General features: G+C 31.8%; 16 protein-coding genes. 7 read left to right on the top strand and 9 right to left on the bottom strand.

Going from position 1 to position 16154, the window contains the following annotated elements; all coding sequences use genetic code 11:
• Positions 1 to 64: 64 nt before the first annotated feature.
• Positions 65 to 1912, top strand: a complete 1848-nt coding sequence (gene asnB / locus CN946_RS00080) for an asparagine synthase (glutamine-hydrolyzing) (RefSeq protein WP_098859361.1) — start codon at positions 65 to 67, stop codon at positions 1910 to 1912.
• 454 nt (positions 1913 to 2366) lie between these two features.
• Here the strand turns inward: asnB and CN946_RS00085 are convergent, their stop codons facing one another.
• The 3 genes from CN946_RS00085 to CN946_RS00095 all read right to left on the bottom strand — a co-directional run bounded on the left by CN946_RS00085 (position 2367) and on the right by CN946_RS00095 (position 6123).
• Positions 2367 to 2729, bottom strand: a complete 363-nt coding sequence (locus CN946_RS00085; RefSeq protein WP_098859362.1) for a P-II family nitrogen regulator — start codon at positions 2727 to 2729, stop codon at positions 2367 to 2369.
• A gap of 12 nt (positions 2730 to 2741) precedes the next feature.
• Positions 2742 to 3968: an ammonium transporter gene (locus CN946_RS00090; protein ID WP_098859427.1), complete on the bottom strand. Its 1227-nt coding sequence runs from the start codon at positions 3966 to 3968 to the stop codon at positions 2742 to 2744.
• A 382-nt stretch (positions 3969 to 4350) separates the two neighbouring features.
• Positions 4351 to 6123, bottom strand: coding sequence for a glycoside hydrolase family 13 protein (locus CN946_RS00095; protein ID WP_098859363.1), 1773 nt, complete (start codon positions 6121 to 6123; stop codon positions 4351 to 4353).
• A 207-nt stretch (positions 6124 to 6330) separates the two neighbouring features.
• Between CN946_RS00095 and CN946_RS00100 the strand changes: the two genes are divergently transcribed.
• Both CN946_RS00100 and CN946_RS00105 read left to right on the top strand, forming a co-directional pair.
• Positions 6331 to 7833 carry an alpha-amylase family glycosyl hydrolase gene (locus CN946_RS00100; protein ID WP_098859364.1) on the top strand — a complete coding sequence of 501 codons (1503 nt, stop codon included), beginning with the start codon at positions 6331 to 6333 and terminating at the stop codon, positions 7831 to 7833.
• 226 nt (positions 7834 to 8059) lie between these two features.
• Complete coding sequence (locus CN946_RS00105; protein ID WP_098859365.1) at positions 8060 to 9103, top strand: LacI family DNA-binding transcriptional regulator; 1044 nt, start codon at positions 8060 to 8062, stop codon at positions 9101 to 9103.
• A 65-nt stretch (positions 9104 to 9168) separates the two neighbouring features.
• On the opposite strand, the gene CN946_RS00110 is transcribed toward CN946_RS00105, so the two are convergent.
• Entirely contained in the window at positions 9169 to 9660 is a 492-nt protein-coding gene (locus CN946_RS00110; protein WP_097973692.1) for a YajQ family cyclic di-GMP-binding protein, read from the bottom strand.
• Between the two features lie 123 nt (positions 9661 to 9783).
• Between CN946_RS00110 and CN946_RS00115 the strand changes: the two genes are divergently transcribed.
• Together CN946_RS00115 and CN946_RS00120 are read left to right on the top strand one after the other, a co-directional pair.
• Complete coding sequence (locus tag CN946_RS00115) at positions 9784 to 10659, top strand: CvfB family protein (protein ID WP_098859366.1); 876 nt, start codon at positions 9784 to 9786, stop codon at positions 10657 to 10659.
• Between the two features lie 98 nt (positions 10660 to 10757).
• The gene (locus CN946_RS00120; RefSeq protein ID WP_286133768.1) at positions 10758 to 11609 is read left to right on the top strand and encodes a YitT family protein; all 852 of its coding nucleotides are present in this window, start codon (positions 10758 to 10760) and stop codon (positions 11607 to 11609) included.
• A 369-nt stretch (positions 11610 to 11978) separates the two neighbouring features.
• Here the strand turns inward: CN946_RS00120 and CN946_RS00125 are convergent, their stop codons facing one another.
• The 3 genes from CN946_RS00125 to CN946_RS00135 all read right to left on the bottom strand — a co-directional run bounded on the left by CN946_RS00125 (position 11979) and on the right by CN946_RS00135 (position 13414).
• Positions 11979 to 12284, bottom strand: a complete 306-nt coding sequence (locus CN946_RS00125; RefSeq protein ID WP_176547145.1) for a hypothetical protein — start codon at positions 12282 to 12284, stop codon at positions 11979 to 11981.
• Between the two features lie 43 nt (positions 12285 to 12327).
• Positions 12328 to 12549 carry a hypothetical protein gene (locus CN946_RS00130; protein WP_098859368.1) on the bottom strand — a complete coding sequence of 74 codons (222 nt, stop codon included), beginning with the start codon at positions 12547 to 12549 and terminating at the stop codon, positions 12328 to 12330.
• 736 nt (positions 12550 to 13285) lie between these two features.
• Entirely contained in the window at positions 13286 to 13414 is a 129-nt protein-coding gene (locus CN946_RS00135) for a DUF3941 domain-containing protein (protein WP_082459548.1), read from the bottom strand.
• Between the two features lie 214 nt (positions 13415 to 13628).
• Between CN946_RS00135 and CN946_RS00140 the strand changes: the two genes are divergently transcribed.
• Positions 13629 to 14438, top strand: a complete 810-nt coding sequence (locus CN946_RS00140; RefSeq protein ID WP_098859428.1) for a YitT family protein — start codon at positions 13629 to 13631, stop codon at positions 14436 to 14438.
• 44 nt (positions 14439 to 14482) lie between these two features.
• On the opposite strand, the gene CN946_RS00145 is transcribed toward CN946_RS00140, so the two are convergent.
• Entirely contained in the window at positions 14483 to 15073 is a 591-nt protein-coding gene (locus tag CN946_RS00145; RefSeq protein ID WP_098859429.1) for a DUF421 domain-containing protein, read from the bottom strand.
• A gap of 223 nt (positions 15074 to 15296) precedes the next feature.
• On the opposite strand from CN946_RS00145, the gene CN946_RS00150 reads away from it, so the two are divergent.
• Positions 15297 to 15803: a BsuPI-related putative proteinase inhibitor gene (locus CN946_RS00150; RefSeq protein WP_098859369.1), complete on the top strand. Its 507-nt coding sequence runs from the start codon at positions 15297 to 15299 to the stop codon at positions 15801 to 15803.
• An 81-nt stretch (positions 15804 to 15884) separates the two neighbouring features.
• On the opposite strand, the gene CN946_RS23230 is transcribed toward CN946_RS00150, so the two are convergent.
• Positions 15885 to 16028, bottom strand: a complete 144-nt coding sequence (locus tag CN946_RS23230; protein ID WP_172445653.1) for a hypothetical protein — start codon at positions 16026 to 16028, stop codon at positions 15885 to 15887.
• Positions 16029 to 16154 lie beyond the last annotated feature (126 nt).

Consider the following 16154-nt stretch of genomic DNA (forward strand, 5'->3'; position numbering starts at 1 on the left):
CAATAATACGATATAGAATTAACTTTAGTTTTATAGGGAAATAGCCCAGAAAGGAGAAAAAAACATGTGCGGTATAACTGGGTGGGCAGATTTTCAAAAGGATTTATCCAATGTAAATTCAGTGACCAAAAAAATGGCTGAAACATTGTCTAAACGAGGTCCAGATGATACGAATATTTGGACCTCGAATCATTGTAGTTTTGGCCACAAAAGATTAGTTGTAGTTGATCCAATAGGTGGAAAACAACCGATGCGTAAGACGCAAGGTAACTTCACGTATACGCTTTGCTACAATGGTGAGTTGTATAATACAGAGGATATTAGAAAAGAACTTTTAAAAAGAGGCTACACGTTTCAAGGGCATTCAGATACTGAGGTTCTACTTACAAGCTATATTGAGTGGAAGGAAGCATGTGTAGACAAATTTAATGGAATATTTGCTTTTGCAATCTGGGATGAAGAAAAGGAAAGTCTATTTATTGCAAGAGACCGTTTAGGTGTTAAACCTCTATTTTATAAAGAGGACTATAAAAGATTATTATTCGCTTCAGAAGTAAAGGCAATTTTAGCAAACCCTGGGGTAAAGGCTGAATTAACTGAAGAAGGGCTCTCAGAAGTATTTGGACTTGGTCCATCTCGTACGCCTGGAAATGGTGTTTTTGATGGTATTAAAGAACTCCGTGGTGGTCATGCTATGACATTCTCAAGAAATGGACTTAAAATATGGAAATATTGGGATGTTAAAAGCGATATACACACAGACTCAGTTGATGAAACGATTGAAAAAGTACGTTTTTATGTTGAAGATGCGATCGTAAGACAATTGGTTTCCGATGTGCCTTTATGCACGTTTTTATCAGGTGGAGTGGATTCTAGTACGATTACAGCAATCGCTGCAAATCATTACGCTAAAGAAGGAAAAGGACAATTAACCACATATTCAATTGATTATGAGGAAAATGATAAATATTTTAAATCAAGTGTATTCCAACCAAATTCAGATGCACCTTGGATTGAGTTAATGTCTTCAACATTCAATACAAATCATCAAAGATGTGTCATTACAAACGAAGAACTGGTTCAATATTTAGACGAGGCTACAGAGTGTCGTGACCTTCCAGGAATGGCGGATGTCGATTCTTCATTATTATGGTTTTGTCAAAAAATTAAACAGAACTTTGTTGTAGGTTTATCAGGAGAATGTGCGGATGAAATTTTTGGTGGGTATCCTTGGTTTCACCGAGAAGATGATTTAAACAGACCAGCGTTTCCTTGGATGAGATCAACTGAGCTTCGTCAAAAGCTTTTAAAAGACGAATGGAGTAAGAAACTGAATCTAGCTCAGTACGTTCAAGATCGATACAACGAGACTGTAAAAGAAACGCCAATGCTTGAAGGGGAAAGTCCATTAGAAGCTAAAAGAAGACAACTGTTTTATTTAAATCGTCAATGGTTTATGTCACAATTATTAGATCGAAAAGATCGGATGAGTATGGGATCGAGCCTTGAAGTGCGTGTTCCTTTTGCAGACCACAGACTTGTCGAATATGTATGGAATATCCCGTGGGAGCTTAAAATGTATGGCGACCGTGAAAAAGGTATTTTAAGAAAGTCTCTTGAAGGCCTGTTACCAGATGATATCTTATACCGCAAAAAAAGCCCATATCCAAAGACGCATAACCCGGTATATACAAAATTAGTTGTTCAAAAATTAAAAGAAGCTTTAAAAGATAAAAGCTCAGCTCTTTACGAGTTTCTTGATAAAGAGCAATTAAATAGTTTAGTTGAAAGTGAAGGAAAAGCATTTCAAGTTCCATGGTACGGACAATTAATGTCTGGACCTCAGTTACTAGCTCATTTATATCAAATTCATGTTTGGTTTAAAAAATTCAATATTAATGTGAAAGCTTAAATTATTGGGGTGATCTTTTTCACCTCTTTTTTGTATGTTTAAATAAGGAAGCTAGATCAGGGGGGACTGCAAATAAAAAGTCGGAAAGTGCAATTAAAAACATTATAACTGCAAATAAAAAGCTTGAAAGTGCAAATAAAAGGGGAGAGCTGCAAATAAAAAGTTAGAAATTGCAATTAAAAACTTGATAATTGCAATTAAAATGCCCGTAACTGCAAATAAGCATTAATTTCCTTTAGTTTTTATAAGATTTCCCTGGAATACAGCAAGAAACCGATTGGAATCAAACAGCTTTATTAAAAATAAAAGCTCTTTGAGCAAAAAATCTTATATTCAATAAAAATTCACGCCACCAAACACATCTACTAAATCATTGGAGTTACGTTTACTCAGATGAAAACCGTGAATTAACTAATAAAAAACCTAGTCATATAAAATGACTAGGTTTTAAAAATTAATAATCGTTTTGTAATGCGTCTCTTCCTTCCTCCCCAGTGCGGATTTTAATCGCGTTTTCAATAGGGTACACAAATATTTTTCCATCTCCAGGTTTTCCTGTTTTTAACACTCTTTTTGCTTCATCGATTACAGCTTGAACAGGTACATCACATACGACTATCTCAACTTTTATCTTTTCATGTAAATTGATGGTTCGTTTTTTTCCTCGATACACTTCCATATAGCCTGATTGCATTCCGCATCCTAAAACGTTCGTTACGGTCATTCCTGTGATTCCTACCTTTGAAAGTGCATCTTTTAAAACATCAAATTTATCTGGCCGAGTAATGATTTCAATTTTCGTTAATTTTGCAGTCATATTTATCCCTCCTTATATACTTGCGTCGTGATATGCTTTTTCTCCGTGTATGCTTAAGTCAAGGCCGAGGTTTTCTTCCTCTTGATCAACTCGAATGTTGATGAAAAAGCCTATTACTTTCACAATTAAAAAGGTAATAATTCCTGCAAAAAGATAGGTTGCTCCGATAGCGAGTAGTTGTTTCCAAAGAAGTGTTATGTCACCGTAAAAAAGTCCGTTTGCACCAGCACTATTTACTGATTTTGTAGCGAATAATCCTGTTGCAATAGCACCCCATGTACCACCGATTCCGTGACAACCGAATGCGTCTAAAGCATCGTCATATCCAAATTTGTATTTTAAGTATGTTACTGCTAAAAAGCATATTACTCCACCTAAAAATCCAATCACAATTGATGAGAGAGGTGTGACGAATCCGCAAGCAGGTGTAATTGCAACTAATCCAGCTACGGCACCACTAACTCCACCCAAAATAGTAGGTTTTTTATTTACATACCATTCCACTAGCACCCAAGCAACTGAAGCTGCAGCAGCTGCAGTATTTGTATTAATGAATGCAGTTAATGCCACATCATTTAATGTTAAGGCACTACCAACATTAAATCCGAACCACCCAAACCATAATAAACCAGCTCCTAATACAGTTAGTGGTAAATGATGAGGTGATGTAGATCCGAAATCTCGTCTTTTGCCAAGAAGTAGAGCCAAAACTAAACCTGAAACACCGGAGGAAATATGGACAACTGTTCCGCCAGCGAAGTCTAAAGCACCTAGATTACGAAGCCAACCATCCACGCCCCAAACCCAGTGTGCTAATGGATCGTAAACAAATGTTGTCCATAAAAGAGTAAATAATAGAAATGCTGAAAATTTCATGCGCTCAGCGAAGGCACCTGATATAAGAGCAGGTGTTAAAATTGCAAACATTAGCTGGAACATCATGAAAAGATTATGAGGGACTGTTGCGCTGTAGTTATCATTTGGAGTAAAACCAACATCCTTTAATGCTACCCAAGAAAAGTTACCAATCAAATGATTAAAATCTGGACCGAATGCTAAAGAGTAGCCAATTAATACCCACTGGATTGATACGATTGCCATAGCAGAATAGCTATGCATTGTAGTGCTTAATACGTTTTTACTTTTAACCATACCGCCGTAAAAAAGTGCCAAACCAGGTGTCATAATCATGACTAAAACAGTTGAAATAAAAAGAAATACACTATCCGCAGCTTGAATACCATTCATCTTCATTCCCCATTTCTTTAATGTTAGTTTTTATAACATTAAATGTTATATAAGTTATCATATTCAGAATATATGCAAAATTCAATAATAATTTCACGAAAATACCAAAAAAATATATAAAATTATAATGAAAACGCTAACAAATATCTTATTTGTTAGAAAATCTAACATAACGTAAATGAGTGAATAAAAATACAGACCTAAATTAATGAGTCTGTATCTCTATTGATGATTTAAATGTTTCTTGTGTATGTGTAGTTTTGATTACCAACTAATTATAGAAGTTGTAATTATTTTAATTGACATTTAAACAGATTAATAAACTGTAATTTTTTTTTGACAAGGTTGTTTTCACCAAAATAAAAATACAGACTCAACTAAATGAGTCTGTATCTTCTAATTGTAAAATTAAAAAGTCTGTCTCTAACAGATCAACACCAATTGAATCAGATTCAGTTGCAAACTGTTCGCCATTCCATACACTTGTAATTCTTTTCTTACCTATATTTATTGGTACTTTAACTGACTGTTTTTCGCTTGAGTTATTAATTATGATAAAAAAATGAAATTGATTATTTTTCCTTTCATACATAACAATGTCGGGCTGGTCAGTTTGTACCCAATTAAACTCACCGTCATTTTCTAAAACTGAGTATTTTTTTCTTAGCGAAATCAATTTTTTTATTGAATTAAAGATATGTAAATTATATTGTGATTTTTCCCAAAGCATACAGCTTCGGCATTCGGGGTCATTTCCACCTTGGAGACCAATTTCATCTCCGTAGTAGATACATGGAGTCCCAAAGAAAGTAAATAAAAAGACATATAATAGTATCACTCTTTTTTCATTTTGATTACATTGTGTCAGTATTCTTGGTGTATCATGTGAACCTAATACATTGAAGAGCGCTTTGATTACAGGTAATGGATATTGGGCTATTAAATCGTTAATCGAATATTGAAATTGGATCTTTGAAATTGATTGGTAACCGAAATAAGCAAAAAGTGATTTCATTAGAGGATAATTCATAACAGAATCGAATTCGTCGCCTCTTAACCATGGCATAGCATGGTGCCAAATCTCACCTACAATAAACAAATCATTTTTTAGTTCCTTCATTTTTTTATTAAATAGTTTCCAAAAATAATGATCAATTTCGTTTGCTACATCTAAACGCCAACCATCTATATTAAATTCTTTTATCCAATAAGAACCTATTTCTAATAAAAAATTCTGTACTTCTTTATTTTCTGTATTTAGTTTTGGCATTTCCTTTACAAAAGAAAAAGTTTCATAAGCTACATTGTTTTCTTCATCTTTAAAAAAGTGAAACCACTCAAAAAAGGCGGATTCCCTTCCGTTTTGTAATGCGTCCTGAAATGGGGGGAAGGATGCACTTGTATGGTTAAATACTGCATCAAGCATTACTCGAATGTTATTTTCATGACATTTTTCAATTAATGTTTTTAAGACTTTTTCATCTCCAAAAGTAGGATCTATTCTAAAATAATTGATTGTATTATATTTATGATTTGAATTTGCTTCAAAAATAGGGGTTAAATAAATTCCGGATATACCTAAATTTTTAAGATAATCTATTTTTTGAATAACACCTTCTAAATCACCACCAAAATAGCTTGAACTCGTTGGTAGAGTTGATCCCCACGGAGTCGAATTGATAGGATTATTCTTGTTATTTCCACTAGCAAATCGATCTGGGAAAATTTGATACCAAATCGTATCATTAATCCAACTAGGAGGTGATATTAAATTATTTTTATGAAGAAATGGCAATGTAAAACAGTTTGACTGATCATTTGGGTTAAAATTATTTGAAAATCCGCCCTCACCATAAAAGAGAGAATCTTGCTCATTTTTTAAAAGAAACTGATATTTCATTCGTTTATTTGGAGGGATTACATTTACTTCCCAGTAGTCAAATAGTTCTGTGGAGAATGCAAGATACATGGAGAGTGATGATTCAATTTGCCAACCTGAATCATTAAATTTGAATGGATCTCCGAAATAAAAAATAATTTCTGTACAATCACCTTTTTTTGTACGAATTCTTAAACGATAGGTTTTATCATCTATTGAAAAAGCATATTGATCATATGGCTGATGATATATTGATTCAATTTGCATGATCCCACCCTTTATTTTTAGTATTATTAATGTCTGTAAGGAATTAACTTGCTATCTAATTTAGTAACAGTATAATTAAATAGTGTGTGCAATCGCTTCCATTTTTATGAAATTTAATTTAACATTTGAATTTCATTGTAATATTTTGCAAAATAATGTAGAGAGTGAAATTTTTGTACATGCGAGTGTCTTGCAGGGGGAGAAAAAATGAGGCGATTTGGTTTTTTAATACTAGTGTTTGTACTATTTTTTAGTACGTTACCAAGTATAGGTTTTGCAGAAAAAAATACAACTGATCTAAGAAAAGAAATGATTTATCGAATTTTAGTTGATCGTTTTTTTGATGGTAATCCTATGAATGATAAAAATACAGACCCGAAAGATTTAAATAAATCTCAGGGTGGGGATTTAGATGGTATTACCCAAAAATTAGATTATCTTAAGGATTTTGGATATAATGCTATTTCTATTTCACCTATTTTTGAGAATGACGAAAATTCATATGATGGATTCTCAGTCGTTAATTTTAGAAAAATTGATCCAAGGTTCGGAACAAGTAAAGAACTTAAGAAGTTAGTTAAAGAAGCGCATAAACGTAATATAAAAGTTTATATTGATTTTGTTACAAATAATGCTTCGCCAAATAGTGAACTTGCTAAAAAAACGGATTGGTTTAATCCTGAAAATAGTACAAGTTCAGAAAAGAAATGGATAAATGGATTACCTGACTTTAATCAAGAAAACAATGAAGTTGCCAATTACTTAATCGAAACAGCTAAGTATTGGATGGATCAAGCTAATTTTGACGGTTATAATTTACAAGAAGTAAATAATGTACCTGTTTCATTTTGGGAATCATTTAACAAAGAAATAAAAAAGAAAAATCCAAATTTCATTTTATTTGCTGATTTAAATGATTCAAGTGATATTGATGTAAATAAATATAAAAATTTAGGTTTTAATGGAATTTATAATGTTGATTCAGTAGCTGATTTAGCAAATACATTTTCTTCACAAAATCAATCATTAACTGACATAATGAAGCAACAAGCTGATTTAAGTAAGCAGTTAGGCTCGACATTAATGATTAACTATTTAGACGATGAAATGACTAAGCGTTTTGTTTCAATAGCTGTATCAAAAGGACAGTATCCACCTTCAAGATTAAAGTTAGCACTTGCATATTTATTTACAACACCAGGAATTCCGTTGACGTATTACGGGACAGAAATTGCACTAAATGGTGGGAATATTCCTGATAATCGAAAAGGAATGGATTTCCGTACTGATGAAGATTTTTCAAAATATATTAAAAAACTGACTGAATTAAGAAGAACTTTACCGTCTCTTTCTGAAGGGGATTTTGAAGTGCTTTATGATGATTCTAAAGGTATGACTTTAATTAAGAGGCATTATAATGATGAAACTACGATCGTTGCAATAAATAATACTTCTCTTGATCAAAAGGTTCATTTAGATTTTGATGTCGTTAAAAAATCGAATGAATTAAGAGGGATGTTAGCTGATGATTTGGTTCGTCCAAATAATAAAGGATTTGATATAGTCCTTAAAAGAGAATCTTCAAATGTTTATGCAGTTGCACCTAAAACTAGTTTAAACATTGGAGTGATTATTGCAATTCCATCTATTTTTGTGGCGTTTATCATCTTTTTATGGTTTGCAAGAAGACGTAATAATGAAGAGAAATAAATACTAGTTAAATGAGCTTAGAATACTTGAAAAGATGGCTGTCTTTTTAGTATTCTAAGCAGATTAGTAAATGATTAAATCCACTAGATTCCAGTATAATAAACGGGACATCGACTTGTGAAGGAAGAGGTGGATTGTATCAAGAATCAATAATCTTTTAAATAGAGTCTACATCTAAAGAAAAAATGATAACGTTTACATTCATTCGTGAATAAGGGGAATTAAAATGACTATTACAATTAAGGATGTTGCGAAGAAAGCGAATGTAGCGCCTTCAACGGTGTCTCGAGTTATCTCAAACAACCCAAGAATTAGTGAAAAAACAAAAAGAAAAGTTAGAAAAGTAATGGATGAATTAAATTATCATCCAAATTTAAATGCAAGGTCATTGGCTAATCGATCTACGAAATCAATTGGGTTAGTTTTACCACCAGCTTTAGATACATCATTTCATAATCCTTTTTTTGCAGAAGTAATTAGGGGTGTGACAGCGTATTCGAATCAAAAAGACTACTCTCTTTATTTTATTACAGGAAACAATGAGGATGAAGTCGAACAAACTGTGATTAAAACAATTAGAGGTAGAAGAGTCGATGGAATTATTCTGCTTTACTCTAAGGAAAATGATAAGATTATTGATTATTTGGACGAAAATAATTTTCCTTTTGTTTTAGTAGGGAAGCCATATCATTCAATTGATGAAATAACATATATTGATAACGATAATTATGCAGCTGCAAGAGATGTTACGAATTATTTAATTGATTATGGACATCGCCAAATTGCGTTTGTTGGAGGAGAAAGTAGTCTTCTAGTAACTCAAAACCGTTTACGTGGTTTCCAAGATACAATGCAATTAAACGGACTTCCAGTAAATGAAGAGGAAATTATATTTACATCATTTACGAGAGACGGTGGAAGAAAAGCAGTAAATCAATTGCTAGAACTAAAGGATCTTCCGACTGCAATTGTTGTAACTGATGATGTATTAGCATTAGGAATTATAAGTGTATTAAGCGAACATAACATTTCAGTCCCGAATAATATTTCAATTATTAGCTTTAATAATGCAATTTTTGCAGAATTAGCAAATCCACCATTAACATCTGTAGATATTAATATTTATCAATTAGGCAATGAAGCAGCAAAAAATATTATTTCAAAAATTGAAGAACCGGATGGTACTGAAAAAAGTATTATCGTTCCATATAAAATAGTAATCCGTGGTACATGTGTAAAAAATGAGAGATTAACTTTAGTTAGTAGCTAATTAAAGTTATAAAAGTAAAAAAAGAGGATGACTGATTTCATCCTCTTTTTTAAGTATGTATAAGTTTATCGGTAATTCAAAAATTGAACATCAACTGATAAATCTGCACCTTTTACTGCAGCGATAATTGCTTGTAAATCATCTCTACTTTTTGCAGTTACACGGATTTGATCATCTTGAATTTGTGATTTTACTTTTAATCCACTATTTTTAATGATTGTATTGATCTTTTTTGCATTATCTTTATCTATACCTTGTACTAATTTAGCTCTTTGTCTTACAGTACCACCTGAAGCACCTTCAACCTTACTGTAGTCTAGGTTTTTAATAGGAACATTGCGTTTAATTAATTTATTAATTAATACGTCTTTTAATTGCTCTAACTTATAATCGTCATCAGAAACTAAAACTAGTTCTTCTTTTTCTAAAGTGATTGAGCTTTTGCTTCCTTTAAAGTCATAGCGAGTTGCGATTTCTTTTGTAGCAAGTTGAATCGCATTAGAGACTTCTGGTAAGTCTACTTTTGAAACAATATCAAATGAACTTTCTTTTGACATAGATAGAATCCCTCCAATTCGTTAATACTTGTATTATAGTGTATGATAGACGAAGTAACAAACTTTCATTATGCATGATATAATAATTTTTAGTTTGAAAGTTAAGAGAGGATGTAACAAAAAATGAGTTTACAAGCAGGAGAGATTGTAACTTTAGTTTGCAGTCGAGAAACGGATATTGGGTATATGCTTGTCCAAGATCAAGAAGAAGTTTTTTTACATAATAATGAAGCATCTGGTGAAGTTGAAATAGATCAAGAAGTAACTGTATTTTTATATCATGATTCTAAAGGTAGACTTTCTGCAACGATGGAAATGCCGTTCATTACAACAGAAGGTTATGGATTTGCAAAAGTAGTCGATAAACTTGATGGAGTGGGTGTTTTTGTAAACATCGGCATATCAAAAGATATTCTTTTAGAAAAAGGTGACCTTCCACCTCTTCAAGAAGTTTGGCCTGAAGAAGGCGATGAAATTTTTTGTACGTTAAAGCAAACTAACAAAGGTAGACTATTAATTAAAATTGCTACTGAACCAGTCATGAAAGAGTTCTCTGTACCAGCTGAACCTAGTATGCTTAATAAAAATGTTTCAGGAATCATTTATCGTACTTTAAGAGTGGGTTCTTATATTTTAACTGATGAACGATTCATAGGTTTTATCCATGAATCACAGAGAAAAACTGAACCTCGTATTGGTGAAAGAGTAAGTGGACGTATTATTGATGTGAAAGATGATGGTAGTATTAACGTATCACTTTTACCAAGGGTGCATGAAGGATTAGATCAAGAAGCAAATGAAATTTATGAATATATGATGAGCCGTGGTGGGGCAATGCCATACTGGGATAAGAGTGACGCAGAAGATATTAAAGTAAGATTTAATATTAGTAAGGCTTCATTTAAACGAGCGATGGGTAGATTATTAAAGGAAAATAAAATCTATCAAGAAGACGGTTGGACATACGCAAAAGAACTGTTTGAGAAGAAAGAGCAATAATTAGGTTTTGAAACCATTTCACTAGGTGAGGTGGTTTTTTGCTATTTTTTTACAATTTACAGGCATACTAAACATATGAATGTATAGGAGGCTTGTAGGTGAATGACAAAAAAGAATTGTTCATTAAAGTTCTTGTAGTAATATTCGGTGCATTTATGAATGCATTTGCTATGAATTGTTTTTTAATTCCTGTCAGTGTTTATTCTAGTGGTTTTTCTGGTTTAGCTCAGTTACTTACTAATTTATTAAATGATTTTACGCCTTTTTCGGCTTCTACTGGTATATTACTTGCAATATTAAATATCCCTGTCATCATATTAGCATGGAAAAAAATAGGTCCATCTTTTACTTATTTTACGATTTTAAGCGTTGGAATCACGACGTTATTTTTAGAAGTAATCCCAGTAACGCCTCTATTCTCAAAAGACATTTTACTAAACGCTGTATTTGGTGGATTAATTGTTGCTGTTGGGATTGGATATACATTAAAGTTTGGTGCTTCAACAGGTGGGTTAGATATAGTAGCTCTAGTATTATCACGTTCGAAAGGAAAACCTGTTGGTACATACTTCTTCCTGTTTAATGCGTTAATTATTTTAACAGCGGGCTATATTTATGGAATGGAGAAAGCACTTTATACACTAATTAACCTATACGTAACTTCTAGATTCATTGATGCAATTCATACTAGTCATATTAAAGTAACTGCCTTTATTGTAACAACAAAAGGTGACGAGTTACGTAAAGAAATCCATTCAAAGCTAGTGCGAGGAATTACTGCAATTAATGCAAAAGGTGCCTTTACGAATCAAGATAAACAAATTTTAATGATGGTACTATCACGGTATGAGTTATATCATCTATCGAAAGTCATTAAATCTGTTGATGAAAAGGCGTTTACAAATATTGTTCAAACAATTGATGTGTTTGGAGAATTTAGGAAGTTCTAGTTATTAATGATGATAAGAGCTTTGGAGATTAAATATTAGCAGCATTTAAAGCACTACAAAAAGAAATGTGGAATAGTTTTTGTTGTTGGCGGGTAGATTTGGGATATGGTATTTTAATAAATTTAGTTAATGCTCCTATTCAATAAAATAATTGTTCGAATAGGAGCATTAACATTTAATTATTAATTTTATTTATTATATTTTTTAAAAATGCTGGTAATTAAAATACAAGATTATAACTTATATAAAAATAAACAATAAAGAAGCTGGTAAATTTCCAAGTGAATTCTGTTTTATAATCTATATAGGCATAAAATGCAGAAACTAGTAGCAATAATATAGACTCTATCCAATATTTTCTAATTAATCTCAATTGAAAACTGCCCTTCCATTTTTGGTATAATCTTTCACTTCGTTATTAAGTGCAGCATTAAATACCTCAAGTTGCTCAGGCGTCATCTCTTCTAAAGTAGGTATATTTTCGAAACTTCCCTTCTCTTCAGATGAAATAGCTTCATGAAATGTTGAAGATGTGGCATGCGAAATCGGATTAGCACCATCTTCATGAACAGCTGTCACTCTTATATAGTAAACTGTACTATCAGAATAGTTAACCACTTCCATTAACTTCAAATGCTTTTGAGTATAATTTATAAGGATCAGTAGCGAATTCACCTCCTGAACCATCACGTTTAAAGTTTACTTGTCCATTATCTATTTAAGTGTCTGTAGGAAACATGCCTTTTCCTTTGGTTGTCCAGAAAGTTTCAGCTGCAGGAAAATCCCAATAGCTATGTATTGAACCGTTAAATAAAATTACTTGATACTTTGTAACATCTTCAATAGGTTCCCAGGTTACATCTAAATACTCTGTACCAGTCCGATCCTCATTAGAAAATGCCTCAACAGTTGGCATTGACATTTGCGGATATTTTTTCATTTACTGCTCTACATTGTATAATAGGTGGTGTTTGCAAACTAGATTGAGTGTTTACTTGATTAAAAGGGGTTTCTAAATTAGGTTTAGAAATTTCCTCTGCATTAGACTTCATTGGAATGATCGAACCTAAAATTGCTGCTGTTATTACAGTAACAGTAGCTTGTTTAAATAAATTTTTCTTGTAATACCTCCAACTTGTAATTTTTTGTATAGATAATCCAATGAAAACATCACTCTATTAATAGAGGTATCGTGAGTCCTTATTTGATATATTGCATTTCAAATAAGGACAGTACATGTTGATTAAAACTTGATATTATTAATGTGTTGTTGCATTGGCTTTTTTATATGATTCATTCAAACTCCAAGTAAAAAGGACCTTTCCAGTAATGCTGGAATGGTCCTTTTTTTCATTTGCTTAGATTTTGTATTGTTTTAAAAAGTGTCTGTTCACTATCATTATGCAAAAAAAATATTCCCCAAAAACCTCACCTAATTTATGGAGGGTAGTGGGCTTTTGTTTGGCAAAGTTTTAAATTTGTTAAAACCTCTAAAAACACTTATATAATAGTGTTTCTAGAGGTTTTTAAAAAATATTTACATCGGTTAAATATTCTTAATAATAAGGCTTTTTCAAGTTTAGAAAGTTCTTATTGTCTTTCAGAAAGATTTAAATATACTTAAACTATTAGATGAAATTTTACATGTTTTAAATCAGTTAAAACGGTTTTAATTATTAAAGATGATCGACACTTTTAGAAAAAGATTTCTTACCAGCTTGTGCATTTTTACTTTCTTGTGCATTTTTCTTTTCTCTTACAGCGTTATTATCTTTTGCTTTTTTGTCATTATCACTAGTAGGCATATTTAAGCTCCTTTATAAGAAATGATAATGTTAGGTTTGCCTTTATCACCTTAATTATGTATGTGTGTTCGTTTTAACTTTTTGGCTTTTGTTATACAACTATGATGTTCTACAGAGGCAAATTTTTTAATATTGAGAGAAGATTTATTTTTTTGAGGAGGAAGCAAAGTTGGTGGAAAGAAATAAAGAGCTTTTATTTAAGCTGGTTGTAGTAATGATTGGTGGTTTCTTAAATGCGTTTGCAATGAATTGTTTTTTAATCCCTGCTAATGTTTATTCAAGTGGTTTTGCAGGTCTAGCGCAGTTACTTTCAAATATTATTACTGACTACACTCCGTTTACAGCAACGACGGGTATTCTATTAGCGTTATTAAATATTCCTGTTATCGTTTTAGCATGGAAAAAAGTTGGGCGTTCTTTTACGTATTTTAGTTTCTTTAGTGTAGGAATAATGACGTTATTTTTGGAAATTTTACCTGTTAAACCGATTTTTTCTGATGATATTCTTCTTAATGCAGTTTTTGGTGGTTTAATTGCTGCGATCGGAATTGGAATGACATTAAAATTCGGTGGATCTACAGGTGGGCTGGATATTATCGCCTTAGTTCTTTCAAAATCAAAAGGGAAACCGGTTGGAACCTATTTCTTTTTGTTTAATGCAATTATTATCATTACAGCTGGCCAGCTATATGGAATGGAAAAAGCTCTTTATACTTTAATCAATTTATATGTTACTACTCGTGTGATCGATAGTGTTCATACAAGTCATGTTAAGCTAACGGCAATGATTGTCACTACAAAAGGTGAAGAGCTTAGAAAAGAAATTCATGCGAAACTTGTCCGAGGAATTACACAAATGAATGCTACTGGCGCATTTACTAAACAAGATAAAGATATTTTAATGATTGTATTATCTCGTTATGAATTATATGATTTGGAAAGAATTATAAAAAGGGTAGATCCTAAAGCTTTTACGAATGTGGTACAAACTGTTGATGTTTTAGGGGAATTTAGAAAGATTTAAATAGATAAAGACTAGCGAAAAGTTTAAATTTGCTAGTCTTTTTTTTATTTCAATTTAGGATTTTCGGTTTTTTGATTACCTTTTATTTCATTAAAAATTGAAGCAGAACTTTGAGTATTCTCGCTTAAATGATTATTATTAAGTTGAAATCCGTACGACTCCATTAGTGTTTTAAACTCTCTAATTGTTAATGGTTTCGCATCCTCAGCTAATTCGAATCCTAATAAGCCATTTGGTTCAATTGTAGCAAACTTTAGATCATCAAATTTATTAATTCCTTCATTTCGAATACGCATTTCTAATTGATCAACCGTTAAACGTAACTTTTTTAAATTTTTAATATTTAACTTGCCGTTTTCTACTACAATTTTTGATATTCCTGTAAAAAATTTTTCAAGAGTATTCGATTTCATCTGCAAATATTCTAATGCAAGTAGAGTTAATACAAAAACTGTGGCAGCAACAATTGTTTTAGTTAAGCCTTTTTCAATAATTGGAGTAACGATAATTGTACCAATCGAAATCATAACAATCGTTTGGGGCAATGTCATTTGTGAAATTGATTTTCTTCCAGCTATTCTTAATAGTAAAATGCCAGCTAAAATTAGTATGAATGAATGGAAAATAGTATGCATCATGTTAATTCCCCTTTCAAATATGGGTAAGGAGTACATATATAGACAATTAATAGTTAGATAAATACTTAATTAATTTTTCTTTTAATTTTAAGATTTATGCATTTGTTACTAAATCAACAATACTAGCTAATACTATCACTAATATTTCACTGAATTGTTAAAGTAATTTCTTAGCTTTTTGGTATAATTTAGTAAGGAAACTAAAAAGGTGGAGATTATTTTGAAAAAGGGATCGCTTCTCTTACTAGCTTGGTCACTACTTCTTTCTGGTTGTGGTGCAAAGAGTGACAAGGAAATAAAACCAACACCAAGTACAAATCAAACTGTAGGACAAATTAATGAGATTGACGTTGAAAAGCTTTCACCAACACTTGAAATTACAGAAGTTAACGGCCTTGTAAAAATGAAATATTCATTACGTAATGATAATAAAATCCCTGCAAATTTTACATTCCCTTCATCACAAACAGTTGATTTTACAATTAAAGATGAGAGTGGACAAGTGGTTTATCAATCATCTCGAGAAATGGTATATGCACAAGTCATTACAAATGTTGCGGTTCCTGGCGGAAAAACACAAGTTTGGGAAGAGAAAGTTAGTTTTGTAAATAAAAACCTTCCATATGGTAATTATGAAATAACTGCAAATATCGTTGCATCAAAGATGAATGAGAAAAATCTTAATGGAGAAATTAAACCAGTTACCCAAACAGTTTCTTACCAGTAACTTCTTCAGTAATAAAGAAAGTAATAAAAAAACAACCAAAGGAGTATTCCAATGGTTGTTTTTTGTTTTTAATGCTTGAAATTAAGCATTAAAGCTTTGACTATTATTAGCTTTTCGCTCTTCTGCTTCAGCTAATGTAAAGTGGTAAGGGAATTTTTCAGAGTACTTTGTAACAGAATCAGAACTTTGTTGAATAAAGCGCTTAGACTTATTACTTTTGCCCATTATGATTCCCTCCTAAATAGGAAAGCTTTTTGTTTTTGACTTCTTAAGAATTTCCAATAGTAATTGATCAAAATCAAAAAGTGGATAATCCCTTTGGTGAAGTCCTTATTAGATTGTACATTTCGT

Origin of the sequence: Bacillus sp. AFS053548 (assembly GCF_002575105.1) — a bacterium.
Lineage (GTDB): Bacteria > Bacillota > Bacilli > Bacillales > Bacillaceae_G > Gottfriedia.